The sequence below is a fragment of the Streptomyces vulcanius genome (assembly GCF_042653945.1).
Lineage (GTDB): Bacteria > Actinomycetota > Actinomycetes > Streptomycetales > Streptomycetaceae > Streptomyces > Streptomyces mangrovi.
In genome coordinates, this window is sequence record NZ_JBHSFK010000011.1 from 133117 (window position 1) to 158211 (window position 25095).

At 72.0% G+C, this 25095-nt stretch carries 16 protein-coding genes; 6 read left to right on the forward strand and 10 right to left on the reverse strand.

The genetic code is table 11. The features are described from left to right. Positions 1-15: 15 nt before the first annotated feature. From ACFPIH_RS18780 to ACFPIH_RS18795, 4 genes are all read right to left on the reverse strand, one after another. Positions 16-1386, reverse strand: a complete 1371-nt coding sequence (locus tag ACFPIH_RS18780; protein ID WP_381163615.1) for an extracellular solute-binding protein — start codon at positions 1384-1386, stop codon at positions 16-18. 136 nt (positions 1387-1522) lie between these two features. Next, the gene (locus tag ACFPIH_RS18785; RefSeq protein ID WP_381164585.1) at positions 1523-2092 is read right to left on the reverse strand and encodes a peptidyl-prolyl cis-trans isomerase; all 570 of its coding nucleotides are present in this window, start codon (positions 2090-2092) and stop codon (positions 1523-1525) included. A 533-nt stretch (positions 2093-2625) separates the two neighbouring features. Further along, positions 2626-6891 (reverse strand): glycoside hydrolase family 38 N-terminal domain-containing protein, encoded by a 4266-nt coding sequence (locus ACFPIH_RS18790; protein WP_381163612.1) that lies wholly within the window; start codon positions 6889-6891, stop codon positions 2626-2628. A 107-nt stretch (positions 6892-6998) separates the two neighbouring features. Further along, positions 6999-7883, reverse strand: a complete 885-nt coding sequence (locus tag ACFPIH_RS18795) for a MurR/RpiR family transcriptional regulator (RefSeq protein WP_381163609.1) — start codon at positions 7881-7883, stop codon at positions 6999-7001. A gap of 171 nt (positions 7884-8054) precedes the next feature. Between ACFPIH_RS18795 and ACFPIH_RS18800 the strand changes: the two genes are divergently transcribed. Then, complete coding sequence (locus ACFPIH_RS18800) at positions 8055-8819, forward strand: sugar isomerase domain-containing protein (RefSeq protein ID WP_381163606.1); 765 nt, start codon at positions 8055-8057, stop codon at positions 8817-8819. A 94-nt stretch (positions 8820-8913) separates the two neighbouring features. Here ACFPIH_RS18800 and ACFPIH_RS18805 read toward each other — a convergent pair whose 3' ends face one another. Next, complete coding sequence (locus ACFPIH_RS18805; protein ID WP_381163603.1) at positions 8914-12018, reverse strand: beta-N-acetylglucosaminidase domain-containing protein; 3105 nt, start codon at positions 12016-12018, stop codon at positions 8914-8916. 116 nt (positions 12019-12134) lie between these two features. Here ACFPIH_RS18805 and ACFPIH_RS18810 point away from each other — a divergent pair, with 116 nt between their 5' ends. Beyond that, positions 12135-13493, forward strand: coding sequence for an FAD-dependent oxidoreductase (locus tag ACFPIH_RS18810; protein ID WP_381163600.1), 1359 nt, complete (start codon positions 12135-12137; stop codon positions 13491-13493). Positions 13494-13515: 22 nt separating this feature from the next. Here the strand turns inward: ACFPIH_RS18810 and ACFPIH_RS18815 are convergent, their stop codons facing one another. Then, on the reverse strand, positions 13516-15213 hold the full coding sequence (locus ACFPIH_RS18815; RefSeq protein ID WP_381163597.1) for a PucR family transcriptional regulator: 1698 nt from the start codon (positions 15211-15213) through the stop codon (positions 13516-13518). Positions 15214-15535: 322 nt separating this feature from the next. Here ACFPIH_RS18815 and ACFPIH_RS18820 point away from each other — a divergent pair, with 322 nt between their 5' ends. Further along, the gene (locus ACFPIH_RS18820) at positions 15536-15934 is read left to right on the forward strand and encodes a hypothetical protein (protein WP_381163594.1); all 399 of its coding nucleotides are present in this window, start codon (positions 15536-15538) and stop codon (positions 15932-15934) included. A 48-nt stretch (positions 15935-15982) separates the two neighbouring features. On the opposite strand, the gene ACFPIH_RS18825 is transcribed toward ACFPIH_RS18820, so the two are convergent. Both ACFPIH_RS18825 and ACFPIH_RS18830 read right to left on the reverse strand, forming a co-directional pair. Then, on the reverse strand, positions 15983-16954 hold the full coding sequence (locus tag ACFPIH_RS18825; protein ID WP_381163591.1) for an LLM class F420-dependent oxidoreductase: 972 nt from the start codon (positions 16952-16954) through the stop codon (positions 15983-15985). A 74-nt stretch (positions 16955-17028) separates the two neighbouring features. Further along, entirely contained in the window at positions 17029-17541 is a 513-nt protein-coding gene (locus ACFPIH_RS18830; protein WP_381163588.1) for a DUF5709 domain-containing protein, read from the reverse strand. A gap of 362 nt (positions 17542-17903) precedes the next feature. Between ACFPIH_RS18830 and ACFPIH_RS18835 the strand changes: the two genes are divergently transcribed. Continuing rightward, positions 17904-18719 (forward strand): DUF899 domain-containing protein, encoded by an 816-nt coding sequence (locus ACFPIH_RS18835; RefSeq protein WP_381163585.1) that lies wholly within the window; start codon positions 17904-17906, stop codon positions 18717-18719. Positions 18720-18735: 16 nt separating this feature from the next. Here ACFPIH_RS18835 and ACFPIH_RS18840 read toward each other — a convergent pair whose 3' ends face one another. Next, positions 18736-19326, reverse strand: a complete 591-nt coding sequence (locus ACFPIH_RS18840; protein ID WP_381163582.1) for a maltokinase N-terminal cap-like domain-containing protein — start codon at positions 19324-19326, stop codon at positions 18736-18738. Between the two features lie 91 nt (positions 19327-19417). Beyond that, complete coding sequence (locus ACFPIH_RS18845; protein ID WP_381163579.1) at positions 19418-20383, reverse strand: SMI1/KNR4 family protein; 966 nt, start codon at positions 20381-20383, stop codon at positions 19418-19420. Positions 20384-20929: 546 nt separating this feature from the next. On the opposite strand from ACFPIH_RS18845, the gene ACFPIH_RS18850 reads away from it, so the two are divergent. Together ACFPIH_RS18850 and ACFPIH_RS18855 are read left to right on the forward strand one after the other, a co-directional pair. Further along, a complete protein-coding gene (locus ACFPIH_RS18850) occupies positions 20930-23359 on the forward strand; it encodes a glycoside hydrolase family 3 C-terminal domain-containing protein (protein WP_381163576.1) in 2430 nt (809 codons plus the stop codon). A gap of 89 nt (positions 23360-23448) precedes the next feature. Beyond that, complete coding sequence (locus tag ACFPIH_RS18855) at positions 23449-25047, forward strand: carboxylesterase/lipase family protein (protein ID WP_381163573.1); 1599 nt, start codon at positions 23449-23451, stop codon at positions 25045-25047. Positions 25048-25095: the final 48 nt, after the last annotated feature.

Below are 25095 nucleotides of genomic sequence, written 5' to 3' on the forward strand. Positions count from 1 at the left end.
TTTGCGTCGCCACGATCAGCCCGCCTGCTTCAGCAGCTCGTTGGCCTTGTCCTGGGCGTCCTTGACGGCCTGTGCGGGGGTCTTCTTGCCCTGCATGGCCAGCTGCACCTGGGCCACGATGGCGTTCTGCACGGCCGGGGAGAGGATGGTCTGGTAGGCGGTGGTGGTCTTCAGCTGCTCGGCGACGAGCTTGCGGGCCTGGGAGAACGGGTCGCTGCCGGTGACGTTCTGGAAGAACGGGTCGTTCAGCGAGGTCGTGGTCGTCGGGAAGATGACGACGGCCGGGTCCTTGCACCAGGCCGTCTGGTTCTCGGCGTTGGTGAGGAACTCGGCGAACGCGAGGGAGGCGGGGGCGTTCTTGCTGGTCGCCGCGACCGAGATGTACTGCGGGGCGCCGGTGGTGTGGCCGAGCTTGTCGAAGGGCTGCTGGCCGACGCCGGTCTTGGCGTACACCGACGGGCTGTTCTGCTTGACGAAGCGCACGAAACTCGGGTTCGTCGAGCCGTAGGCGACCTTGCCCTGGCTGTACAGCGTGGAGGGGTCGTTGTTGGAGGACAGCGAGTCCTTCGGCATCGCGCCCTCCTTGTACAGCTTCGCCATCCAGGCGACCCACTGCGTGGTCCTCGGGTCGTCGCCGAAGATGGCGGCCTTGCCGTTGTCGGTGAGCATCTTGATGTTCATCTGGTCGAAGTCGGCCGGGATCCGCCAGACCGGGTTGGCCATCGTCGCGTAGTACTTGCCGTCGGACGCCTTGGCGATCTTCTCGTAGTCGGCGAACAGCCCGAACAGGGTCGTCGGCGGCTTCTCGGGGTCGATCCCGGCCTGCTTCAGCAGGTCGGTGTTGTACGTCAGGACGATGCCGCCGGTGTACCAGGGGAGCGCGGTGTGCGCCGGCATGCCCGAGGCGTCCTTGAAGGTGCTGGAGTTCCAGAAGGCCGGCACGAAGGGCTTGGAGGCGTCGGGGTCCTTCACACCCACGTTGAGCAGGTAGCCGGACTTGGTGAGAGCCGTCGCGGTCTCGGCGTTGAGGTTGAGCACGTCCGGCAGGGTGCAGGCCTGGGCGTCGGCGACCGTGCGCTGGGTGAAGGTGTTGTCGCCGGGGTCGTCGATCCACTTGACCGAGGCGTCGGGGTGGGCCTTCTCGAAGTCCTTGATCACTCCGTTGAAGAAATCACCGAAGTCTTTCTTCAGATTCGTCGTCTGGAAGGTGATCTTTCCCTTGATGTCCCCGGTGAGCTTCCCGGTGCCGACGTTGCCCTTGTCGACCTTGCAGCCGCCGGCCGTGGCGTCCCCGCTGTCGGAGCCCCCCGACAGGCCGCAGCCGGCGGCGGTGAGGGCGAGGGCTATGACGCCCGCCACGGTTCCGGTCAGTCTGCTCGCGCGCATGGTGCCTCCTGCTGCTGGTCTGTTGCTGGTTCAAATCACCAACTTGGACTCCGATTGATGAAAAGGTGGACCAGAATTCATCGGAGGTCAATGGCTTGCCGTGTTGCTTTTCGGTTCCGTCCCGTTACCGGCGCGTTCAGTGCCGGTGCTCGTGGTCCGGGTGGGAGGGGTCGCCGGGGTGCTCGTGCCCGGCTGTGAACTCCACGTCGGCCCGGGCCCGGTCCAGCCAGTCGAAGAACGCCTGCCGTGCCATCGCCCGCCGCAACCCCCGCGCGATGTCCTCGCGGGCCTCGGCGTACGGCAGGAAGTCGCCGGGACCCGCCGTGCGGCCGTAGGGGTCGACGCCGCTACGCAGCGCCTCCGGGGTGAGGTAGCGGTCGCGGTTGCGGCGGTAGTAGTCCCGTACGGCGCGCGGCGGGACCCGCTGCTCGGCCTCCAGGGCGGCCAGCAGGGCCCGCGCGGCGGGGGAGTGGGCCAGCGCCACCGCCACGATGCTGCCGAGGTCCGCGACATCCGTCCCGGACACCGCCAGTGCCCTCGCCGGCGCCACCTCGGGCGGCGGCGCGAGCCCGCGCTCGGCGCAGGCCCGGCGGGCGAGTTCGTCGGTGACCACGATCTGCGTGGCCCACCGCCTGCGCTGCCGCTCCGCCCGGGCGAGCGCCTCCGGCCGTGTCTCCCGGTCCCGGGCCGGCACCGCCACGAGCAGCGCGTCGACACGGGCCGCGGGAACCGCTTTCCCACCGACGGTCGCCGCGTGGTGGGGGTGGGGGTGGGGGTGTTCGGGTGGGGCTGTTGGGTCTGCGCTTGTGGTGGCCGATGCCGTGTGGCGGTGGGGGTCGGTCGGCGGGGTTGCCGGGGCTGTGCTCCGGCCGGCCGGCGTCGCGTGGCGGTGCGGGTGGTGGGGTGGGGTTGCCGGGGCGGTACGCCCGTCGGGCGGCGCCGCGGGAAGGCTCGCGGCGTGCGCCCGGGCGACCGGCGCCGCGTTGCCGCTCGGCGGATGTGCCGAGGGCACCGGGGCCGCGCCCCCGCCTGCCGCCGCCGCGGGTGCGCTCACGGCGCCTCCCCGGGCGCCTGCCGCCGCCGTGTGTTCGTTCGGGGGTTTCGTGTGTTCGTTCGGGGGTTTCACGGGCACCGCCGCTGCCGTGTGTTCGTTCGGGGGTTTCACCGGCACCGCAGTCGCCGTGTGTTCGCCCGGTGACCCCGGTCTCGGGGTCACCGGTGTGTGGTCGGCTCTCGTGTTCATGGCGTCACCTCCAGGACGATCGCCTCCGTGTAGGCGACCGAGCCGTGCCAGCCGGCCTTTGCCAGCAGCCAGTACGACCCCGGGGGCACCGTCGAGGCGTCCACCTCCACCCGGCACACCGCGCTCTCCCCGGCGTCCAGGGTGAACCCCTGGCAGCCCGGTCCGACACCGGTCCAGGTGCCCCAGGACGACACCGCCCACAGGGTTCCGTCCACCGGCCCCCGTGTGGTGTTGCGTACCGTCAGCGGTACGTACGCCCGCTCTCCCCGCCGTACCTCGACCCGCCCGGCGCCCAGTTCCAGCACCAGACTCGGCCCGGTCCGTCCGTCCGGCTCACCGGCCGCCGCCGCGCCGGGCACGTCCAGGGCGACCACGTCCTCGTACGTCTGCCCACCGTGCGTCAGCCGCGCGGCGAGCCGGTACCGGCCGGGCGCGGGGTCCGGCGGGGGCGCGACGGTCACCTCGGTGAGGGTGAAGCCGCCCGGGCCGAGGGCGTAGGGGAGTTCGGGTGGCTCGACGGTCCAGCCGGGCGGCGCCTCGAACGCCACCGTGCCCGACACCGGCGCGTCGGTCAGCTCGGAGGAGACCCGGACCGACGCGGTGACCGGGCCGTCCGCGGTGAGCGCGGACGGCGACAGGTAGACGGCCACGGGCAGGTTCCCGCGTGGCGCCGGGCCGGAGTTGTGCAGCCAGTAGCGGGTGGCCACCGGCTGGGCCGGTTCGTGCGCGTCGACACCGGGACCCTCACCCCGCAGCGCGTTCTGCGGTGAAGCCAGGACCGTGGCCACCTCGAAGCCCGTCAGGTCCAGTTCCAGCGCGCCGTCCGGGCCGGGGGCCAGGGGTTCGCCGGGCCGTTCCAGTACGTCGGCCCGCGCGCCCTCCGTCCACGCCGAGGGTCCCGTGACCCGAGCCCGCACCGGCCGTCCGTCGACCTCGTGCGCCCGTACGACGACTCCCCGCGCGGGGTCCACCGGGGCGCTGCCGCCCCGGGCCAGCGGGGACCCCGCCGGCTTCAGCGCGTCCAGCAGCACCCGTCCCTCCGGCTCGAGTCTCAACAGGGCCGCGCTCCTCGGCAGGTCGCCCGGTGTCTCGCCGGGCGACCTGAGCCGTGCGGTGAGCGGATGGTTGAAGGCGTGTCCGGCGCGCGGCCAGCCCAGCTCGCGCCAGTCGCCCTCGCCCGCGACGACCGCGTACTCGAAGGTGTGCGACCAGCGTTGCAGCTGGAAGGCGGAGCCGTCCGGGGCGGTGCGCCGGGGCGGGTCGACCCAGATACCGGAGGGCCAGCCGGTGCAGGAGCGCATGAGGGACATGTAGAGGTCGCCGGAGGAGGTGACGACACAGCCCGGTGTGCCCCGGTTGAGCACCGCGAAGCCCCGTCCGTCCCAGGCGTCGCCCGGCGGCAGCGCCTCGCCGCCGCCGGCCGCGACAGCCCGTACGGTCGCGTCGTCCAGGTCGGCGACCAGCGCGTCCACGGCCTTCGCGTCGTCCTCGGCGCGGGCGCCCGCCACCACGAGCAGCGGCAGCCGCTCCAGATCGCGCAGATCGGCCCCCGGCACCCACTCCTCGCGCAGCGAGGCGCGCGGCGCCACCCATACGGAGGCCAGGCCGTCCTCGGCGAGCTGCCGGCGCAGCTCGCGGGCCGCCGCCGGGTCCCAGCCGAGGGCCTCGGCGACCACGGGGTTGCGTTCCGGGGCGCCGACGGCGATCCGGATGTCGGGCAGATTGGAGTCGACCTCCAGGTCGCCGTAGCGCGGGCCGCCCGCGATCGTCGAGGTGGCCGTGACCCCCGCCCGCACCAGGGCGGCAGCCAGCGGAGTGCCCAGCTCACCGGCCGTGGACCAGTCGGCGAACACCAGCTCGGCGACGCCGATCGACCGGTGTCCGAGCAGCGCGCCGGTGCCGTCGTGGACGGCGACCCGGGCCGTGGAGCCGAGCCCGAACCAGGTGTTGGCCGGGTTGTCCAGCGTCCACGGGAACTCCTCGCTGTCCACCTCCACGAACCCGAAGCCGCGCCCGATCACCGCGTCCGCGACCTCGTGCACCGGCAGTCCGCCGCGCACGTCGGAGGGCCAGCGCACCCGGATCAGCCGGTCGGCGCCGTCGTAGCCGTCGACGGTCGTCGTCACGTCCAGCCGGTCCACGCCCGCCCAGAGGGTGAGCCGCTGGGTGTAGCGGAAGAGTCCCAGGTCGGCGCGGACGGTGATACGGGAGCCGGCCGGGGAGTGCTCGACATCGATGTCCGCGCGCACATCACGGCTGCGGGCGGCGGTGGTGCCGGTCGGGGTGAGGTGCCAGGGGCCCTCACCGAAGCGGGGATGGCGCGGGTACTCCTCCTGTACGACCAGCTCGTTGCCGATGTCGCCGGGGCGCAGCAGCTCCCGGCCGCCCTCGCCGAGCGTGCGCAGACCGCTGACGGCGCCGCCGCGACCGGGGTCGACCGTCACCTCGTAGAACTCGTTGCGGATGGTCGTGCCCTCGCCGGCCGTCCAGCCGGACACCTGGCCCTCCGCGAGGGAGAGCGCCTTGAGGCCCATGCCGGGCACGTCCGGTACGACGACCTTCAGGGCGCCGTCCTCGCGCACGGCCGGCAGCGGCAGCCCGGTGACGTCCAGCGGGACCAGGCCCGGGTCGGCGACGGTCAGCACGTCCCGGCGCTGCCAGGTCGCGGAGTTGAAGACGACCAGGTCGGGAGCGCCGCCGGGCAGCGTGACCACCCGGCGGGCCAGGGCCTCGGTCGCGTCCGCGTGCACGGCCTGCGCCAGATCGGACAGCTCCCGCCAGCCGGTGAGCAGGTCGATGTAGACCTGGTCCGACTCCGAGCCGGTGATCGCGTCGTGGTGGGCGCCGTAGACCAGCTGCCGCCAGGCCTTGTCCAGGGCCGCGTCCGGGTAGGGGTGCCCGGCGACGAGGGAGGCGAGGGTCGCCCAGGCCTCGGCGTCGGCGAGGAGGGTCTCGCCGTACCGCTGGGCCTGCTTGGTGTCGATGTAGGAGACGTCCTTGCCGGTGTAGACCGGGTTCATGTCCCGGGTCTGCGGGGACGCCGTGCGCCCCTCCCGCTCCAGTTCGGCGCGTACGGCGGTGAAGAAGTCCCTGGGGATGCCGCTGACGAAGCGCGGCCAGACGTAACGCTCGTTCCAGTCGCGGTGGATGCCCATCACCCAGCGGCAGGGCGGGGCGTAGTCGCCGCCGACGGGCAGCAGGACGTTGCGGGTGAGTGCGACCTTCTTCAGGCCCTTGAAGAGCTTGAGCGCCGCCGCCTCCGCCTCGGGGAGCGTGGGCGCGTTGTCGATGGCCCAGCCGGCGCCGTAGTGGTTGACCATGTAGGCGGTCAGCAGCCCGCGTCCGGAGGGTGCGATCCAGCTGAACTCGGCCGGGAACTGCATGCGCTGCGGGTCGCGCGGCTCCTCGCCGAAGACGGACAGGGTGGGCCCCCACTGGTGGAAGGGGCCGCGCGCCCAGGAGCTGGAGGAGATGCCCGCGTCCGCCATCAGCCCCGGGAACTGCGGGTCGTGCCCGAACGCGTCCAGCTGCCAGGCCGTCTCCGGCGCCGCCCCGAGGATCCCGCGCTGGTAGCCGTCGCCGTACAGCGCGTTGCGTACGGTCGCCTCGGCGCCGGTGAGGTTGGTGTTGGGTTCGTTGTAGGTGCCGCCCATGATCTCGACCCGGCCGGTGCGCATCAACTGGCGCAGGAAGGCCCGCTCCTCCGGGAAGGAGTCCCAGTACGGCTTGAGGTAGTCGACCTCGGCGAGCACGAAGGTGTACGCCGGGTCGCGCCGGGCCAGGTCGCAGTGGGCCCGCACCAGGCTCATACCGGACTGGCCGCGCGAGTCGAAGGTGCGGGCGGCCAGGCCGGTCAGGGCCGGGTCGTCGGCGACGTCCCAGGTCTCGGTGTAGGCGGCCTGGGTGTTCCACCACACCGGGTCGTAGTGGAAGTGGCTGACCATGAACATGGTCCAGCCGGGCTCGGCGGCCGTGAACTCGGCGGTGTGCTTCGCCAGTCGGGTCCCATCGGCGGCGGTGACCGTGATCTCCCGGCGGTCGCCGGGTGCGAGCCCCTCGGCCGCCACGGGTATCTCGGCGCGTACGGTGCCGTCCTCGCCGACGGTGACGACCGTGTCCCCGACGCCGCGGACGCCCGGGCCCGCCACGCTCAGCCGGACCGGCCGGCCCGGATCGTGTTCGACCTGGACGGCGACCACCTGGTGCGGCTGGTCCTCCGTGCCCGTGAAGAGCTCGGTCGACTCGACAGAGATGACACGCATGGGGCTCCTAGGAGTGCGCGGGGGAGCCCCATCCTGGCATCGCGGGGGTGGTTCAATCAACCATGTCTTGCTGTTCTGGTTGGTTCAATCATGCATTACCGGTCGGTTCAGCGGGCCCGGCGTGACTTCACGGAGTGCGCGCCCGCGATGTGGTCGGTCAGCGCAAGGGAGGCGCTCGCCCGCTGGTAGGAGAGCTGCCCGACCCGGACGTACAGACAGTCGATGAGCATCAGCACCGAGTGGCGGGCGCCGATGCTGCCGGTGCGGAAGCTGGTCTCCGAGGACGAGGAGATCAGCCGCACGTCGGCGGCGCGGGCCAGCGGTGAGCGCGGGTCGGCCGTCAGCGCGACGGTCGTGGCGCCGCGTTCCTTGGCCAGCTCGAACGGCTCGATCGTCTCCCGGGTGGCACCCGAGTGGGAGATGCCGATCGCCACGTCCGCCGGGGTGAGCAGGGCGGCCGAGGTGGTGGCCCCGTGCACCTCGGTCCAGCCGCGCACCGCGCAGCCGATGCGGAACAGCCGGGTCTCCGTCTCCTGGGCGACCGCGCCGCTGCCGCCGACGCCGTAGACGTCCACCCGCCGGGCGCGGGCCACGGCCTGGGCCGCGCGCTCGATCGCGTCGAGGTCCACCCGGTCGATGGTCTGCTGGATGGCCCGCAGATCGGCGGTGCCGACGACCTGCACGACCCGCTCCAGGCTGTCGTCGGGGGAGATGTCCGGGCCGATCTCGGCGCTGCCCCAGTCGGAGGACTCCCCCCGGCCCCGCTCCTGGGCCAGCTCGATCAGCAGATGCTGGTAGGAGTCGAGGCCGATGGCCCGGCAGAACCGGGTGACGGTGGCCTGGGAGGTGCCGGTGCGACGGCCCAGCTCCGCGGCCGAGCAGTGGGTGACGGCGGCCGGATCCTCCAGGATCAGCTCGCCGACCTTCCGCAACGAGCCGGCCAGCCGGGGCAGCTCGGTGCGGATCAGGGTGGTGACATCGGTCGAGGGCATGCAGAGAAGGTATCAGCCACCCGTTCTCGCGAGCCTTGAATACCAGGACCGATGGTCAGGGGCGGTTGGCCGACCTGGCCGGGCCCGTTGCCCGCGGCCCCCGGGCTGTGATTTATTGATTCATCGATAGGTGATTATGGGGTGGTTCAATCCACCAGTGGGGAGTGTGACGTGACCGTCGAGTCCGTGAGCGCCGAGACCTTCGCGCGCGAGAGCCTGGCCGTCCTGACCCGCCTCACCGAGTCCACGCGCGCCGACGTGAGCGCCGCCGCCGGGCTGATCGCCGACTGTGTCCGCGAGGACGGCGTGGTGCAGGCCTTCGGCACCGGCCACTCCCAGGCCCTCGTCCTCGAACTGGCCGGACGGGCCGGCGGACTGGTGCCCACCAACCGCCTCCAGATGGCCGACCTCGTCCTCCACGGCGGCGACCACCCCGGCGTCCTCGACGACCCGCTCCTCGAACGGAAGCCCGGCATCGCGCTGCGCCTCTACGAACTCGCCGCCCCCCGCCCCCAGGACCTCTTCGTCGTCATCTCCAACTCCGGCGTCAACAGCGTCATCGTCGAGATGGCCCTGCACGCCAAGGAGCAGGGGCACCGCCTCCTCGCCATCACCTCCCTCGCCCACACCGCGGCCGTGCCGGCCACCCACCCCAGCGGCAAGAAGCTCGTCGACCTCGCCGACGTCGCCCTCGACAACGCGGCCCCGCCCGGCGACGCCCTCCTCCCGCTTCCCGCCGGCGGCGCGGTCTGCGCCCTGTCCACGCTCACCGGTGCGCTGCTGGTGCAGATGACGGTCGCCGAGGCCGCCGCCCAGCTCCTCGCCTCCGGTGACCGCCCCCCGGTCTACGTCTCCGCCAACGTGCCCGGCGGCTTCGAGAGCAACCTGGAACTGGAGCGGCGGTACGCCGGACGGATCCGGCGCACCGCCAGTTAGCTCCGCTGGTTGTGCGGTGATTTACCTGCGGGCCGGTGGGGGCTGGTCGCGCCCACGCGGCGGTAGCCGCACATTCGGCACAGCCCCGCGCCCCTTAGGGGGTTAGCGTTACCGCTAGTGGATAGGCGCCGGTCGGGAAGGGGGTTCCGGTCTTCCCCGATGCGGTGTCGATCGGTACCAAGGCGTTTGCGTCGGCTGTGGTGACGTATGCCGTGGTGCCGTTCCAGTTCAGGGCCACGTCGAAGGCCGATCTGCCCACCGTGACCGGTGTTCCCGGGGCGCCGGTCACCGTGTCGACCGGTGTGACGGTGTCGCCGGTGCTGGGGCTGACCCACAGGGTGCGGCCGTCGGGGGAGAGCGCCAGGCCGTAGGCCTGGCCGGTGACCAGGAGCGTCGGCTCGGTGTCGTTCGTCGCGGTGTCGATCGGAGTCACTGTCGAACCACCGGAGTTGGACACGTACACGGTCCGTCCGTCCGGCGCCGCGACCACGTTGAACGGCGACGGCCCCACCGGTATCGCGGCTTCGGCCGTACGGGTCGCGAGGTCCACCGGGGTGACCGTGGCGTCGTGGATGTCGGCCACGTACAGGGTGGAACCGTCGGGGGTGACCGCCATGTTCTCCGGACCGCCGCCCACGGGAACGGCCGTGCCCGCCGTCAGCGTGCCGGTGTCGACGGGCTGCACGGTGCCGTCCGTGTAGTTGGCGACCCAGAGCGTGCCGCCGTCCGGTGTGAGGGCGAGCCCGGCGGGGACGCGGCCCACCGCGACCGTACCGGTGACCGTCCCGCTCGCCACGTCGATCACGCTGACCGAGTTCGCCCCCTGGTTGGCGGCGTACGCCGTCCGGCCGTCGGCGCTCACGACCACCTCGCCCGGGTTGGCCCCCACCTTGATCTCGGTGCTCGCGCCCGAGACGAGGTCGACGGAACTGACCGACGCGCCGCTGAAGTTGGCGGTGAGCGCCCGGGGTGTCCCCGTCCCGTCGGTCACCCGCACGGGGATCGCCCGGCTGAGCAGCCCGTCACCCGACACGACGACCGAGCGGACCCCCGCCGAGGCGTGCTCGGCGGCCGTGAAGGTGACCGTGGCGGAGGCGCTGCCGCCCGCCGGGACGGTGACCGTGCCACTGTCGGGGGACGCGGTGACGCCGGCGGGCACGGTGAGCCGCCAGCCGACGGACTGAGCCGCGGTGGAGCGGTCGTCGGCGAGGGTGAGTGTGACCGTGGCGCTCGCTCCGGGCTTCAGGGACAGCGAGCCGGGCGAGAAGGACGGGTCCACGCCGGGGTCGGGGACGTGCTGGAGCATCGCCCGGTACAGGAAGTCGTCCATCACGCCGGGCGCCACCTGCTGCGGGATCACGTCCAGCGCCTTGCGCTCGCCCCGCAGCCGGTTCCAGTACGTCGACACGGCCCCGGTGTCTGCGCGCTTGCCGGCGAGGAGCAGGTCCACGGCGGTGAGTCCGGCGCTGCCGTAGGAGCCGAGCTTGTCCAGCCAGGGCGAGGTCTCCTCCAGGAAGCCGGGGTTGGCGAGGCCCGCGCGCAACTGCGCGGGCGTGGCGGCCATGTCGGAGAAGTAGGAGCGGAGGGCGGCCGTGGCCCGGGCGAGCCCGCTGTCCTCCTCGTACGCCGTGCGGAAGTCGGCGATGAGCTTGGTCAGCGTCGGGGACTCGGTGGCGTCGAGCTGGGAGGAGTAGCTGTTCTCGGCGAAGATCCGCAGCCATTTCGCGACCGGTGCCGTTCCCGCGAGATCGCGGACGGAGGCGAGGAAGGCGGCCCGGGGGTCGTAGGCGTCCGGGTTCCACAGATAGGCCGCCGAGGTGAACAGCGCGATTCTGCTCGCCTCGCCCTGGACCATCGGGTTGGCGGTGACGCCGACCGCCTCGCGGGCCACGTCCGCCTCCCGGCCCGTGTAGGGGCCGAGCAGCAGCCTGCTGGTGACGTAGTCGTTGACCGGGTAGTTGTCCCAGACCAGGATCGGGTGCCCGTAGACCGCGCGGGCCTGCCGCACCTGCGCGGCGGTGACCGTCGGCGCGATCACACCGACGCCGGTCCACTCGACGACCACGTCCGGGTCCAGCCGCTCGCGCAGCGCCGTCTTGTACGGGGTGTCGGCGAGGTCGGAGTACTCGGTGGGGACCATCTCCAGCGGCCTCAGACCGCTGCGGCCGGCCGAGAACTCCTGCCACACCCGGTTCAGCAGGTGGGCCTGGGCGGTTCCGGCGGCCCCGCCCCCGCTGCCGAACTCCGCCTCGTCGGCGGGGCAGTTCCACTTCGTGTAGCTGATGTCGTCCAGCGGGACCGCGAAGTCGCGCACGCCGATGTCGTACAGCGAGGCGAACTTGCGGACCAGCGCGGCGATGTCGGCGTCCGAGGAGTAGCAGACGGAGAGGCCGGGGGAGAGGGCGTAGGTGAAGCGGACGTGGTTGTCGACGGCCCGGTCGACGAGTTCGCGCAACTGCCCCAGTTCGGCGGCCGGGTACTCGTCGCGCCAGCGTTCCCTCAGGTAGGGGTCGTCCTTGGGCGAGTAGACGTACACGTTCTGCTTGGTGCGGCCGTAGAAGTCGAGTTGGCTCAGTCGTTCGGCGTGTGTCCAGGGTGTGCCGTAGAAGCCCTCGACTACCCCGCGCAGCGCGGCGGTCGGCCGGTCGCGGATCGTCACCTCGGGCAGGCGCGGGCCGGTGAGGAGCTGACGGAGGGTCTGGGCGGCGTAGAACGTGCCGGTGGTGTCGACGCCGGAGAGGGCGAGCAGGGCGCGTCCGGCGCGGCGGCCGGAGGCCAGCACGTATCCCTCCGGGGGCAGCCCGGCCGGTGACTTGACGCCCAGCTTCCTCAACGCGCCGTCCGTGGCGGGGTTTTCGCCGGGGCCGCCGAGGTAGACCGTGAGCCCGGCGGCGGGCGGCGGCCGTTCGCCGGACCGCGCGGTGACGATCCGGTCCGCCCCGGCGGCCCGCAGCGCGCCCTCGACGACCCGGCGGGCGGAGGGATCGGTGTTCGGCCCGACGACCTCCACCACCCGGTCAGGGACGGCGAGTTGACGACCGCTCACCTCCATGTGGCGCGGGGTCGGCCATACCTGGGGAAGCGCCGGCGCGGCGGCGGCCGGCGGCGCGACGGGGGTGGTCAGGCCCAGGGCGAGGGCCAGCGGCAGAGCCACCCGTCTGAGGAGAGACGTGAGGGAGCCATGGGTGATTGAAGTCATCGAGAAATGCTAGAGGTGTTGAATCAATCCCTCAATGGCCTGTTGGTTCCCCATGCGCTCCCCGAGTGCTTCCCAAGCCCCGTGTCGCCCGTTTCGACGGTGTCGTTTGAGAGGACATGAGTGCAGATCGCCCTTGGGGCAAGGCCGTTGTCATCGGCGGCAGCTACGCGGGACTGGTGACCGCGAGGGTGCTGGCCGACTTCTTCGCGGAGGTCGTCCTCGTCGAGCGGGACGCCGTCGACGAGGACACCGGCGTCCACCCGGGCGCCCCGCAGGGCTACCACGCGCACGCAATGCTGGCCAAGGGCGGGGAGATCCTGGAGCGGCTGTTCCCCGGGCTGCGCGAGGAGCTGAAAGGAGCGGGTGCGCCGGTCTTCGACTACGGGGAGGGCATCGACTTCCTGCTGCCCGTCGGTTTCGCACCCCGGCAGCGCACGGGCGTCCGGATCCAGACCTTCACCCGTGACGAACTGGAGCGCCGGCTGCGCCGCAAGGTGCTCGCGCTCCCCGAGGTCACCCTGCTGCCGTCCACCCACTGCACGGGGCTGACCCGGGGCCCCGGGGGCCGGGTGAGCGGGGTGACGTGCCGGGCGCAGGACGCGGAACCCCTCGAGCTGGCCGCCGACCTGGTGGTCGACGCCTCCGGGCGGTCCAGCTCCCTTCCGGACTGGCTGGGCGGGATGGGGATCGCCGTGCCGCCGAAGCGGACCGTGAAGGCGAAGGTCACGTACACGTCGATGAACTTCGACCGGCCCGACGAGAGCCACCCGGACCACCCGGACTTCTACCTCGCCTACCAGATGCTGTTCGCTCCCCGGGTGCCCCGGGCCGGGGTCCTGCTCGCCGTGGAGCGCAACCGCTGGACGTGCTCGCTGTTCGGGTTCCAGGACCAGCCGCCCACCGACGACGAGGGCTACCTGGCGTTCGCCGAGAGCCTGCACAACCCGCGCCTCGCCCAGCACCTCGGCGGGCGCACCGGCCAGGAGACCATCCACCGCTACACCAACGCCGACAACCAGTGGCGGCCCTACCACACCGTCAGGGACTGGCCGGACCGGCTCGTCGCCGTCGGCGACGCCGTCTGCGTGTTCAACCCCGTCTACGGCCAGGGCCTGACGGTCGCCGCGATGGAGGCGGAACTGCTCCAGGGCATGCTGGCCCGGTGCGCCGGGTCCGGGCGGCTGGACGGCCTCGCCGCCGGCTTCCAGAAGAAGGTGGGGCGTCTGGTGCTGGGCCCCTGGACGCTGTCCACCAACTCGGACCTGATGTGGAACCCCGAACGTCAGCCGCCCGCCGCGCGCTTCGCCCACTGGTACAACACGCGTCTCTTCCATGTGGCGGTGAAGGACGCGGCCGTGTGGGCGAGGTTCGTGCGGGTGGTGAACATGCTGTCCTCGCCGGCCCTGCTGTTCCATCCCGTGGTGGCGCTGAAGGTCCTCACCGCGGCGACGGCCGGGCGCAGGACGCCGAACTGACCGCTCACGCGCCTCGGGAGCGCTACGACAGTGAGTGCAGCCGCAGTTGGAGCATCGCCGCGAAGCGGGCCTCCGGGTCGGTGAGGTCGATGCCGCCGACCTCGGCGACCCGGCGCAGGCGGTAGCGGAAGGTGTTGGGGTGGACGTGGACGGACGCGGACGCGGCGATGACGTCGCCGAAGGCGTCCAGCCAGGCGCCCAGCGTCTGCACCAGACTGGCGCGGTGCTGCTCGTCGTACGCGAGGAGCAGCGCCACCGGCCCGCTGGGGCGGTCGCCCCGCGCGGCCACCATGTCCCGGAGTTCGAGTATCAGCGACTCCACGTGCACGTCGGGCAGCCGGGCCACCCGGGTTCCGCCGGGGCGGGACCGCAGCACGCGCAGCGCCCGGTCGGCGAAGGCGCGCGCCTGAGCCAGGTCGATGACCCCGCCCGAACCCGAACCCGAACCCCCGCCCGAACGTGCGCCCGCGACCGCCCCGACGCCGACCACGACCGGGACGCGGTCGCCGATCCGGTCGACGAAGTCCGCCGCGATCCGCAACGCCCGCTCCTCCCCGTCCTCGACATCCCGCCCGGTCGGGACGAGCGCGTAGGCGATGTCGCCGACGAGTGCGGCGGCGCTGCGCGGATGGACGGCGGTCACATGCATCGTGAACGCGTCGGCGACGCGCTGCCGTTCGGCGGCCAGCACGGTGTCGGCGCCGAGGGACGGTTCGCTCGCCGAGTCGGCCAGGGCGAGCGCGAGGACGACCACGGGCTGGTCGGCCAGCCCGAGCCGGCCGAGCGCGCCCCGGGCACCCGCGCCTCCCTCCAACGCGGTGCCGACGAGATCGGCGCGCAGCCTGCGTTCGACGTCGGCGCCGGCCCGGATGCGGAGCATGTGCAGCGCGACGAGCTTCGCGGCGTCGCGCAGCGCCAGGGCCCGTTCCGCGCAGAGGGGTTCCTTGACCGCGGCCCAGATCGAGCCGAGGACCTCGTCGCCCGCGCGCACCGCCATGGCCACCCGGGGAATCGAGAAGCCGCTCGGCTCGTCGTCGGAGGGAGCGCCGGACGGAGCGCCCGGCGGAGGGATGAACACCGGGTCGTCGCCGCGGTAGATCTGCTGGAACACGCCACGCTCGGCGAGCAGCCGCGAGTAGCGCTCGGGAACCTGCCGGCCGAGGATGGCCTCGACCCGCGCGGTGTCCGCCTCGTCCTGCCGCCCGGAGAACGCCAGCACCCGGGACCTGCGGTCCTCGATGGTCACCGGCGCGTCCAGCAGCGCCGCGATCGCGTTGGCCAGTGTGAACAGGTCACCGGACGGGATGCCGCCGAGCGTCGCGGCGTCGCAGTCGGCGATGTCGCCCTCGGCCAGCAGGGACCGCAGCAGCGCGGCCAGTTGGGCCCAGGACGCACCCGACGTGAGACCGAGCACCGCGACACGGGAACGCTCTGCCGCCGCCCGAACCGCGTCGTCGGCCGGTACGGGCGCGCGGAGCACCAGCCCGGCCGCGCCCTGCTCGCCGAGGGCGTCGAGAAGCGCCACGACGTCGTCGGCCCGGTGGACCCCGACGCCCAGCACCAGTGCCCGGGGCGGCAACACCGGGGCGTCCAGCGGATCGTGGATGACGACGCCGCCGATGTGCCCGCCGGGATCGGGCTCGCCGTACGTGAGCCGCAGCAGCGTCGTGCCGAGGTCGTCGAGCAGTCGGCCGAGACTGGTACGGGGCTGTGAGTTCACTCGGGGTAGCACCACCTGACCGACGCTAACCACGGGAAGGGCCGCGGCATTCGTCATACCGAACGAACATCCCCGTCGGATTCATTCCCCGCGACGAACTGCGCGGGCAGCCACTCCGTCGACACGGTGACGTCCGCCGGCCGCTCGGGCAGCGGCTCCGCCCCGATCCCCGGACCGGTCGGCACGGCCAGGTGCCCGTCGTCCAGGACGAACGGCTCGGTGGCGGGACAAGAACGCCTGGGGCGGGTTCGACATCGAGGAGTACCAGGAGATCGTCGAACGGTTTCCCGAGGGCCCGCTGCGGGCGACGACCGATGTCTCCGTGCCCCACCACTACGCGGTCGAACTCCCCGAGGCCCCCTGGAGCGCGCCGCTGCCCGGGCACCCCCGCTCCGAGGAACTGGCCAGGCTGTGGGGAAACACGCTCTACGACACGGCCACCCCGGGGCCCCTCCAGATCGGCGGTTACGCCTCCGAGGAGGCCGTCCATCTCGACCCGGTCGCAGGCGCCGTGCACGGCGCGGTGAGGGGGGCGGCTGACGGCACCTGGGGCGGAGGCGGTGCGGTGTCGGACGCCGTCGCGGACTGGGTGCTGCTCGCCGACTGGGCACCAGGCATCCGGGGCAGGGAGGGCGTCACCGTCCACTGGGCGATCCAGCGCGCGGACCTGGCCGCAGGACGCTTCGACCGCACGTTCACCACCGTCTTCTGGAACCCCTGACAGGACATGGGAGTCGTGGCGCGGCCGGCGGCCGGACCGCCCCGGACCTCAGCCGAAGGCCTTGTGGAGTGCGGGGAGCAGGGTCTTCTCCGACCAGTCCAGGAACGGCAGTTGCTCGTCGCCGCCGATCTGGACGAGGGCGACCTCGGTGAAGCCGGCCTCGGCGTAGGGGCGTACGGCCTCGACGAAGTCGTCCGGGTCGTCGCCGCAGGGGATGGACGCGGCCACGTCGTCCGGCGTCACGAACCGGGTCGCGGCCTCGAAGGAGTCCGGATGGGGAAGCTCGGAGTTGACCTTCCAGCCGAGCCCGAACCAGCGGAACTGCGCGTGGGCGCGGTGGAGAGCGGCGTCACGGTCGGCTCCGAAGCTGACGGGGAGCTGGCCCACCCGGGGCTTTCCGGTGCCGCCGTATCGGTCGAAGGCGTCCAGGAGGGGCTTCCTGGGTTCGGTGGCGATGACCAAGTCCCCCAAACGGCCCGCCAGTTCGCACGACTGGTCACCCGAGACGGCGATGCCGATCGGCGGCGGCGCGTCGGGGAGGTCCCACAGCCGGGCCGAGTCCACGCGGAAGTGCGTGCCGTGACGCGTCACATGGCCGCCCCCGAACAGCCCACGGATGATCCCGACCGCTTCCTCGAGCATCTCGTGCCGTACGTCCACCGCGGGCCAGCCACGGCCCACCACGTGCTCGTTGAGATTCTCGCCCGCCCCCAGCCCCAGCCGGAACCTGCCCTCCGACAGCAGAGCCATGGTGGCCGCCTTCTGCGCCACCACCGCGGGGTGGTAGCGGACGCTCGGGCAGGTCACGTAGGTCATCAGCGGAATGCGCGTGGTGGCCTGCGCCGCGGCGCCGAGGACGCTCCAGGCGTACGGGGAGTGCCCCTGGGAGCGCAGCCAGGGAAAGTAGTGGTCCGACGTGACCGAGAAGTCGAAGCCCGCCCCCTCGGCGCGCACGACGTGATCCACCAGGTCACGGGGGCCAGCCTGTTCCGTCATCATTGTGTATCCGATGTGCACCATGTGGTGGCGGGTTTCCGGCCATGCGGATCGAAAACGCGGGCCGGGCCGACGGCGGGGAACGCGGCCGGAGGCCGCTACGGCGAGAGGTCGTCGTCGTAGTAGTCCTCGTCCGGGATCCGATGGACGGCCGCCTCTTCCGCGGAGGCCGCGCCCCCGTCGATGCCGACGTCCTCCGCGAGCAGGTCCTTCTCGGCATCCTCGCGCGCGCCCTCGTCCGGAGCCACGAGGCGCCCGGCCCGGTCCGTCCCCACCTCGTCGTCCAGCGGCTCGCCCGCCCCGCCCGTGAGGTCTCCCACGCCGTCATCCATGCCGTCGTCCACGCCGGGCTCCTCCAGCGCGGGATCCGCACGCTCCTCGGCCAGCCGTTGGTCCAGGCTCTCGCCCTCGCGCTGCTCACGCGCGGTCGTCCCCTGGTGCTCCACCGCCAGCGGACGCTCGGGCGGCGACCAGCCTTCCTCGTAGGGGTCGCTGCCCCGGTCGATGAGCGTGTCCTCCGGATCGAGGATGCCCTCGTCCTCACGGTCGTCGGGGCCATCGGGCTGGTAGACCTCGTCGCCCATGACGTCGTCGTGGTTCTGGCTCCCCATGGCGTGTACCTTTCGGATGCATTTCGGCTGCCTAGAGTCCTTGGGCCCGCGTATCCAGGTCGACGGCCCTCACACCATCCGGACCGGCAGGTGATCAGCGGCCGAGCGCCCGCGTGGACGTCCTGCTGGAACTCGTGGCCTCACCGGAACGGGCGCTCCTTGTTCACGGTGCGGGCGGCGGTCTCCTTCGCCCGGCGCGCTGCTCCTCGCACCACGGGTTCCCCTTCCACGGGCCGCGTAACGCGCAGCCCGGCGGCCCCTGCCGCGATGAGTTCCGCCCGGCGCGCGAGTCTGTTCTGGTGAGCGTCGCGCAGGACGTCGTCGTACGACGCTGCCCGGCAGGAGACACAACGGAGGACACCATGACGACCACGCCCGGCAACACCAGCAGCAGCCTCTCCGGCAAGCCGCCGGTCGTCGACCTGGCCACCTGGCAGGCGGCGCGCGAGAAACTGCTGGTCCGCGAGAAGGCGCACACCCGTGAGGGCGACGCGATCGCCGCGGCCCGCCGTCGGCTGCCGATGGTGGAGCTCGACGGGACGGCCGAGGTCGTCGGACCTGACGGCCCGGTCCCGTTCCTGGACCTGTTCCAGGGGCGCGACGAGCTCGTGGTCTACCAGCACATGTGGTACGACGGCGCACCGCACCAGGGGCAGTGCGAGGGCTGCACCACCACGGCCTGGCACATGAAGGACGCCGTCTACCTCAACGCCCGGGGCGTCTCGTTCGCCGTCCTGACCTCGGGCCCGTGGGACGAGGTGGCTCGCTACGTCGCGTTCATGGGTTACACCCAGCCCTGGTACTCGGTACGGGGCGTGGAGGCGCCGGTCGGCGGCGAGATGGGGCACATCGCCTGTTTCCTTCGCGACGGCGACCGGGTGTTCCTCACCTACTCCACGACGGGCCGTGGCAACGAGCCGGTCAACGGGTCCCTCGGCCTGCTCGACATGACGCCCTACGGCCGCGGCGAGGCCTGGGAGGACAACCCCGAGGGCCGGCCCGTGATCGGCGACGTCCGTGAGGGGTACCCGTCCGTGGGTGGCCAGGCCTGCTGGTACTGGCGCTCGGACGCGGACGGCGTCGCCACCTGGGGCCCGACCAGCCGGCCCGTGCCGCAGTGGACCCGCCCCGGCGCGACCCCCGTGGAGACCCTCGGCCGACAGGGCCACCACCACTGACGCGACTTCGTCCGCCTTACCGTGGCGCGACGGTCGCGAGTACTCCCCGTGCAGCCGTGCCGTCCGGCCAGGTCCACCCGGCGACGAGGTGTCCGGACGACCCCTGGGCGGCCTCCGCCGGCCGCAGGACGCGGTTGACCTGAACGCCGGGGCCGTCGCCGCGGCCGTCGCCGGGGACGGTTCCGTGCACGGTGACGGTCGGGTCAGGGGTGTCGCTCTCGCTCTGGTGCTGCGGCACCGCCTCACCGCGCAGAAGGGCACCCAACTGCGCCGTCACCACCGGGTCGTGGACGCCGTCGTAGATCCACCGGGTGCCGAGCACCCCGTGCTCGGAGGTGCCGATCAACGCCTCGCCGGGGACGCCGTCCAGCGCGGCACCGCGGTAGCCCATCGGCACCAGATACGCCACCGGTTCCTGCGCGGTGGTGTCCACCACGACCATGAACTCGATGCCGACCGCGCCCTCGGGATCGTCCAGACGGAACCCACCGGCCTTGACCAGTTCCGGCGTGTCCGCGTCGCCCACGTACCAGCTCTGCTTCGGCAGCCAGCCGGTGAGCAGCTCCAGCTTGGTGGGCGTCATGGTGGTGCGGTGGACAAAGGCCATGCGAACTCCCTCACGCGCAGGTCTGGGCCCGTCCTCCGACGGGATGTGATCGAACCTATAGGAGGGCCCGAGGCGACCCGAGCCACTCTCGTCAGCCTGTCAGGGGCCGCCACCGGTCTTCCCGCGCGGGGTCGATGCTGCTGAGCCACACCAGCGTCCCGCCGATCAGGCCGGGCTTGTCCCGCGCGGCCAGGGCCGGGGCGCCGAGCATGTCGGCAGCCTCCTCCAGGTAGGTGACCAGCGTGTCGAGTTCGTCGTCGGGGGCTTCGTCGTAGCGGGACCAGCGGCCCAGGTAGCCGGTCGCGGCGTCCAGGTACAGGCCCGAGGTGATGTCGGCCGGGCCGTGGGCGACAACCGGAATCCAGGTCGGCCTCCACACGGTGATCCGCTCCTCTTCCGGGCGGTCGGTGTTGAGGGTGTCCTGGTTGGCCTGGGAGTCCATCTTCAGCCGGTAGACGGCGGCCACGGCGTCCAGGGTCATCAGAGCCCGGTTGCCGGGCAGGCATCCCCAGCCGTCGGCCCCGCCGTCGCCCGCGGTCAGCAGCCACAGGACGTGCAGCTCGACGGGTATCCGCATGCCGAGGTCGTCTTCCAGGGCGGCGATGGCGGCAGCGCTTGCGCCGGCGCGGAGCGCGGCGCAGGAGTCAGGGGCGTCGCGCTGGAGCCGGCGGGTGATGCGGTGCCAGGCGTCGGCGACCTCCCGTACGGTGATCGCGGCGACGGCGGTGTCGGCAGGCGGATCCTGTTCCCGGCCCTGTTCCCGGCCCTGCTCCTGGCCCAGCTCTTGGTGCTGGTCATGGGTGTCTGTGGAGGGGGCCGCGCTCAGGTAGCGAATCCGGATCCGGTCCGGTTCGCGGATGTAGCCGACGGACAGGTCGGGGCACTCCTCGAACATGTCGCCGTCGACCGTCACGGTGAGGATGCCGGGCAGCCCCGAGGGCCGGCCCATGTCGGGGTCGTCGACCAGCTGGCCGGCCACAGCCTTCAACGCGTAAGGAACGCCGGCCCCGAGCTGGACGGCGATGTCGCGTACGTCCGGGGGGATCTCCACGTTCACGCCAGGCTCTCCTTGCCGGTCGGATGCAGGACGGTACCCCTCACACAGTAGGACGCCACGGGGCGGGCTTGCCGAACGCTCAGGTGCTCCGCGCCCTCCGCGCCCTCCGCGCACGCGCTGCCGGCCGTCCGGCCCGGGACGGCGCGGCTTGCGGCAGTGCCGGTGCCGGTCGTTGTCGGGGGAGACCACAAGGCCCGTCCGGGAGCTCAGTTACCTGCCAGGTCGAGCCCGGACCAGTTGGAGCGGATGGTGGGCGAGGCGACCGCCCGTCTGCTCATGTCCAGCGGCCCCGGTATGCCGATGACGCCCGCGCTCGCGGGCCCGTCGACCGGGCCTCCAGCTCGGGCCGCGACGCGCTCCCGTGCTGGAGGATACGAAGAGCGGCAATTTATGCCGTACAAGAACGAAAGTCCAGAGGGTTGACGCATTGGATACACGAATTTAATCTCCTTGAACGTTCGATCCTTTACATGGCCACCTGCTTTGACGCGAATTCTGTCCATCTGAGACGTAAATCGTTGAGCACTTCAGTGGTGAGGAGCCCGCATGGAGCTCAATCGGACATCAGCACGACGCCGCCTCAGACGCCCGTTACGCCGCACCGCCCTGATCACGGGAGTGAGCTCGGCGCTCCTGGCCGGGGGCGTGACCGTGGCTCCCGGCGCCTCGGGCACCGGCGACGCCCGCGTCGCCGCCCTCATCGCCCGGATGACGCTGGACGAGAAGTTGTCCTTCGTCCATGGAGGCACCGATCCCCAGGCGCTGGGCCAGGCCGGATACATACCCGGGGTGCCCCGCCTCGGCATCCCCGAACTGCGGCTCACCGACGGTCCCGCGGGTATCCGGGTCAACGAGCACGCCACCGCGATGCCGGCGCCGGTCGCGCTCGCCTCGTCCTTCGACGACCGACTGGCCCGTACGTTCGGCGAGGCCGTCGGACACGACGGCCGGGCGCTCGGCCAGGACGTCCTGCTCTCCCCGATGACGAACATCATCCGGGTGCCGTACGCGGGGCGGAACTTCGAGACCTTCAGCGAGGACCCGCTGCTCAGCTCCCGCATGGTGGCCGGGGAGATCGAGGGCATCCAGAGCCAGGGCCTGATCGCGACCGTCAAGCACTACGCGGAGAACAACCAGGAAGACAACCGCATGGGGGTGAACGTCACCGTCGACGAGCAGACCCTGCGTCAGATCGAGCTGCCCGCCTTCGAGGCCGCCGTCAAGGCCGGCGCCGGTGCGGTGATGTGCTCGTACAACTCGGTGAACGGCAGTCCCGGCTGCGGCAGCGACGAACTGCTCAACTCGATCCTCAAAGAGCAGTGGGGCTTCAAGGGCTGGGTCATGTCGGACTGGGGCGCGACCCATGCGACGACCGACATCGTGAACGGTCTCGACCAGGAGATGCCGACCGGCGTCTTCCTCGGCGAAGAACTGAGGACCGCCATCACGAACGGCACCATTCCGGTTTCCGAGCTGAATGATTCGGTCGCGCGCATTCTGGGCCAGATGAAGAAATTCGGCCTTCTCGACGGCACAGCGCGCCCGCGGCCCGCACGCGACCCCGAGGGCGGCGCCAAGGCCGCGCAGAAGGTGGCCGAGTCCGGCGCGGTCCTGCTGAAGAACACCGGCAACGTGCTTCCGCTGACCGGTAAGGACACCAGCATCGGACTCATCGGCCCGACCGCGAAGACACCGAAGGTCACCGGCGGCGGCAGCTCCAACGTCGTACCGGACTCCGCGGCCTCGCCGCTGGACACCATCACGCAGCGGGCCGGCCGTCATGCCACGGTGCGCTACGCGGCCGGCGGCGACCACACCGGCGCCCCCATCCCCGCGACGGTCCTCAGCCCCGCCCTGCCGGTCGACCCGGACGGCACGATCACCGTCACACCGGACGCCGCCTTCGACTACAGCGGCACCCTCACCGTGCCGGCCGACGGCGACTACTCCTTCGTCTACGACCTTCCCGCCGCGTACGGCATCCTGAAGATCGACGGCAACAGCGTCATCACCGGCTTCCTCGGCGCGAGCAGCGCCACCGTGCGTCTCACGGCGGGAACGCACACCTTCGCCGCCGGCGCCCTCGCGATCCAGGGCGGACCGACGAAGATCCGGCTGAACTGGGTCACCCCGCAGGCCGCGCAGGCCGCCCGGGAGCAGGCCGTGGCCCTGGCCCGCCAGGTGAAGACCCCCATCGTCTTCGCCTACGACGACGGCACCGAGGGCTTCGACCGGAAGAACCTCTCCCTGCCGGCCGACCAGGACGGGCTCATCTCCGCCGTGGCCGACGCCAACCCGAACACGATCGTCGTCCTCAACACCGGATCGTCGATCACCATGCCGTGGCTGCCCAAGGTCAAGGCGGTGCTCGACATGTACTACCCCGGGCAGAACGGGGCCGAGGCCACCGCCCGGCTGCTCTACGGCGACGTGAACCCGTCGGGAAAGCTCTCCCAGACGTTCCCCGCGAGTGAGTCCGTCACACCGGTCGCCGGCGACCCGCTCAGGTACCCGGGAGTGGACAACCAGGAGAACTACTCCGAGGGCGTCTACGTGGGCTACCGCTGGTACGACAAGGAGAAGGCGGCCCCGCTGTTCCCCTTCGGCCACGGCCTGTCGTACACCTCCTTCGCCTACCGCGACCTGGCGGTACGGCAGAGTCACGGCGAGCTGACCGTTTCGTTCACCCTGAAGAACACCGGCACCCGCGACGGTGACGAGGTCGCCCAGGTCTACGTCGGTGCGAGCCCGAGGACCACCGCGCCGCAGGCGGTGCGCTCGCTGGGCGGCTACCAGAAGGTGCATCTGCGCGCCGGTCAGTCCAAGACCGTACGCATCCGGGTCGACGCCCAGCAGTTGAAGTACTGGAACACCTCCTCCCACGGCTGGGCGCTCGGCACCGGGAAGCGGGACGTGTGGGTCGGCTCCTCGTCGCGGACGCTCCCTCTCCACGGCAGCGTCCACGTCACCCGCTGACGACGGCCCGTCCCGCACCTGCCCCCCCCCACCACCACGGGTGCGGGCCGCCCTACCGCTGCGGCCCGCACCCGGCCAGAGAGGTCCCCATGACTGCCAGCAGGATCCGTACTGTCCTGGGCGGCGCGTCGGCCCTGTGCCTCGCCGTCGTCGGGCTGCTGCCCGCGACGGCGTCCGCGAGTGCGCCGGCCGTGGTGTCCACCGACAAGGGCGCCGTGCGCGGCGCCACCGCGTACGGCGTCGAGCGGTTCCTCGGCATCCCCTACGCGGCGGCGCCCACGGGCTCCCTGCGCTGGAAGCCGCCGCAGTCCCCGGCGCGGTGGACCGGCGTACGGGAGGCCACCGACTTCGGCGACCCCTGCCCCGTACTGCCCAGCGGCAACGGACCACGCAGCGAGACCGAGGACTGCCTCGACGTCAATGTGTGGCGGCCTTCGGGCGTGCGGGCCGGCGCCCGTCTTCCGGTGCACGTGTTCATCCACGGCGGTGGCCTGACCAACGGCAGCGGCTCGCAGAACGACGAGTCGAAACTCGTCAGGGAGACCGGTGTCATCGGCGTCTCGCTCAACTACCGGCTCGGCGCCTTCGGCTTCCTCGGCCTGCCCGCGCTCACCGAGGAGGGCGGCGAGTCCGGCAACTACGGGTTCATGGACCAGCAGGCCGCGCTGCGCTGGGTGCAGCGCAACATCGCCGCCTTCGGCGGGAACCCCCGTGAGGTCACCATCGACGGCGAGTCCGCGGGCGGCTGGTCCGTCTGCGGTCATCTGGTGTCGCCCGGCTCACGCGGGCTGTTCGCCCGCGCCATGATCCAGAGCGGGTCCTGTCCCAGCGGTCCGCAGGCCCGGGCGGAGGCCGCCGGGACGGCCTTCGCCCGGGCGGCGGGCTGCGACGGCACCGACCGGGCTGCCGTCCTCGACTGCCTGCGGTCCGCCTCGGCGGGCACGCTCCTCGACGCGAGCGGGACCTTCTCGTCCGGCTTCGTGGACGGCACTCCGACGTTCCCGATCCCGGCACGTGAGGCGCTGGACAGCGGGCGGTTCGCCCGCGTACCCGTGGTCGTCGGCGCCACCCGTGACGAGGGCCGCACCTTCTCCGCGGGCTACACAGGCGCGGGCAAGGAGGCCTACCTCGCCTTCGTCCAGGGCACCGCAGGGGACCGCGCCGACGAGGTCCTCGCCCGCTACCCCTGGCCCGAGACGTCCGACCGCTACACCGCGGCGTACCTCATCGGCGCGATCATGACCGACTCGGGGATGATCGCGGGGATCGGCGGGTGCGAACTCCGCTCGCTCACCCGGACCTTCGAGCGGTACACCCCCACCTACGCGTACCGGTTCGACCACCGGACCGGTCCCGGCCTGACGCAGATCCCCGGCTACGTCTGGGGAGCCGGCCACGCCGCGGAACTCGCCTACATCTGGCCCAGCTTCGACAACGGCACACCCATAGCCCCGCTGTTCGACGCCGACGAGCGCCGGCTCGCCCGCGAGATGACCCGGTACTGGGGCGCGTTCACGAAGACCGGCCGCCCGGACGCCGCCCGGCAGACGGCCTGGCCCGGCTACCACAGCGGCAAGGGCCTGACGCTGTCGCTGCGGGCGGGAGGCAGGAGTGTCCTGATCGACGACGACCGGTTCTCAACGGAACACCAGTGCTCGTTCTGGGACACGATGCCGGCCACCCAGTAGTGCGACTGGCCTCGGCGGTACCCTCGCTGGTCGAAGCCGGCCGTGATC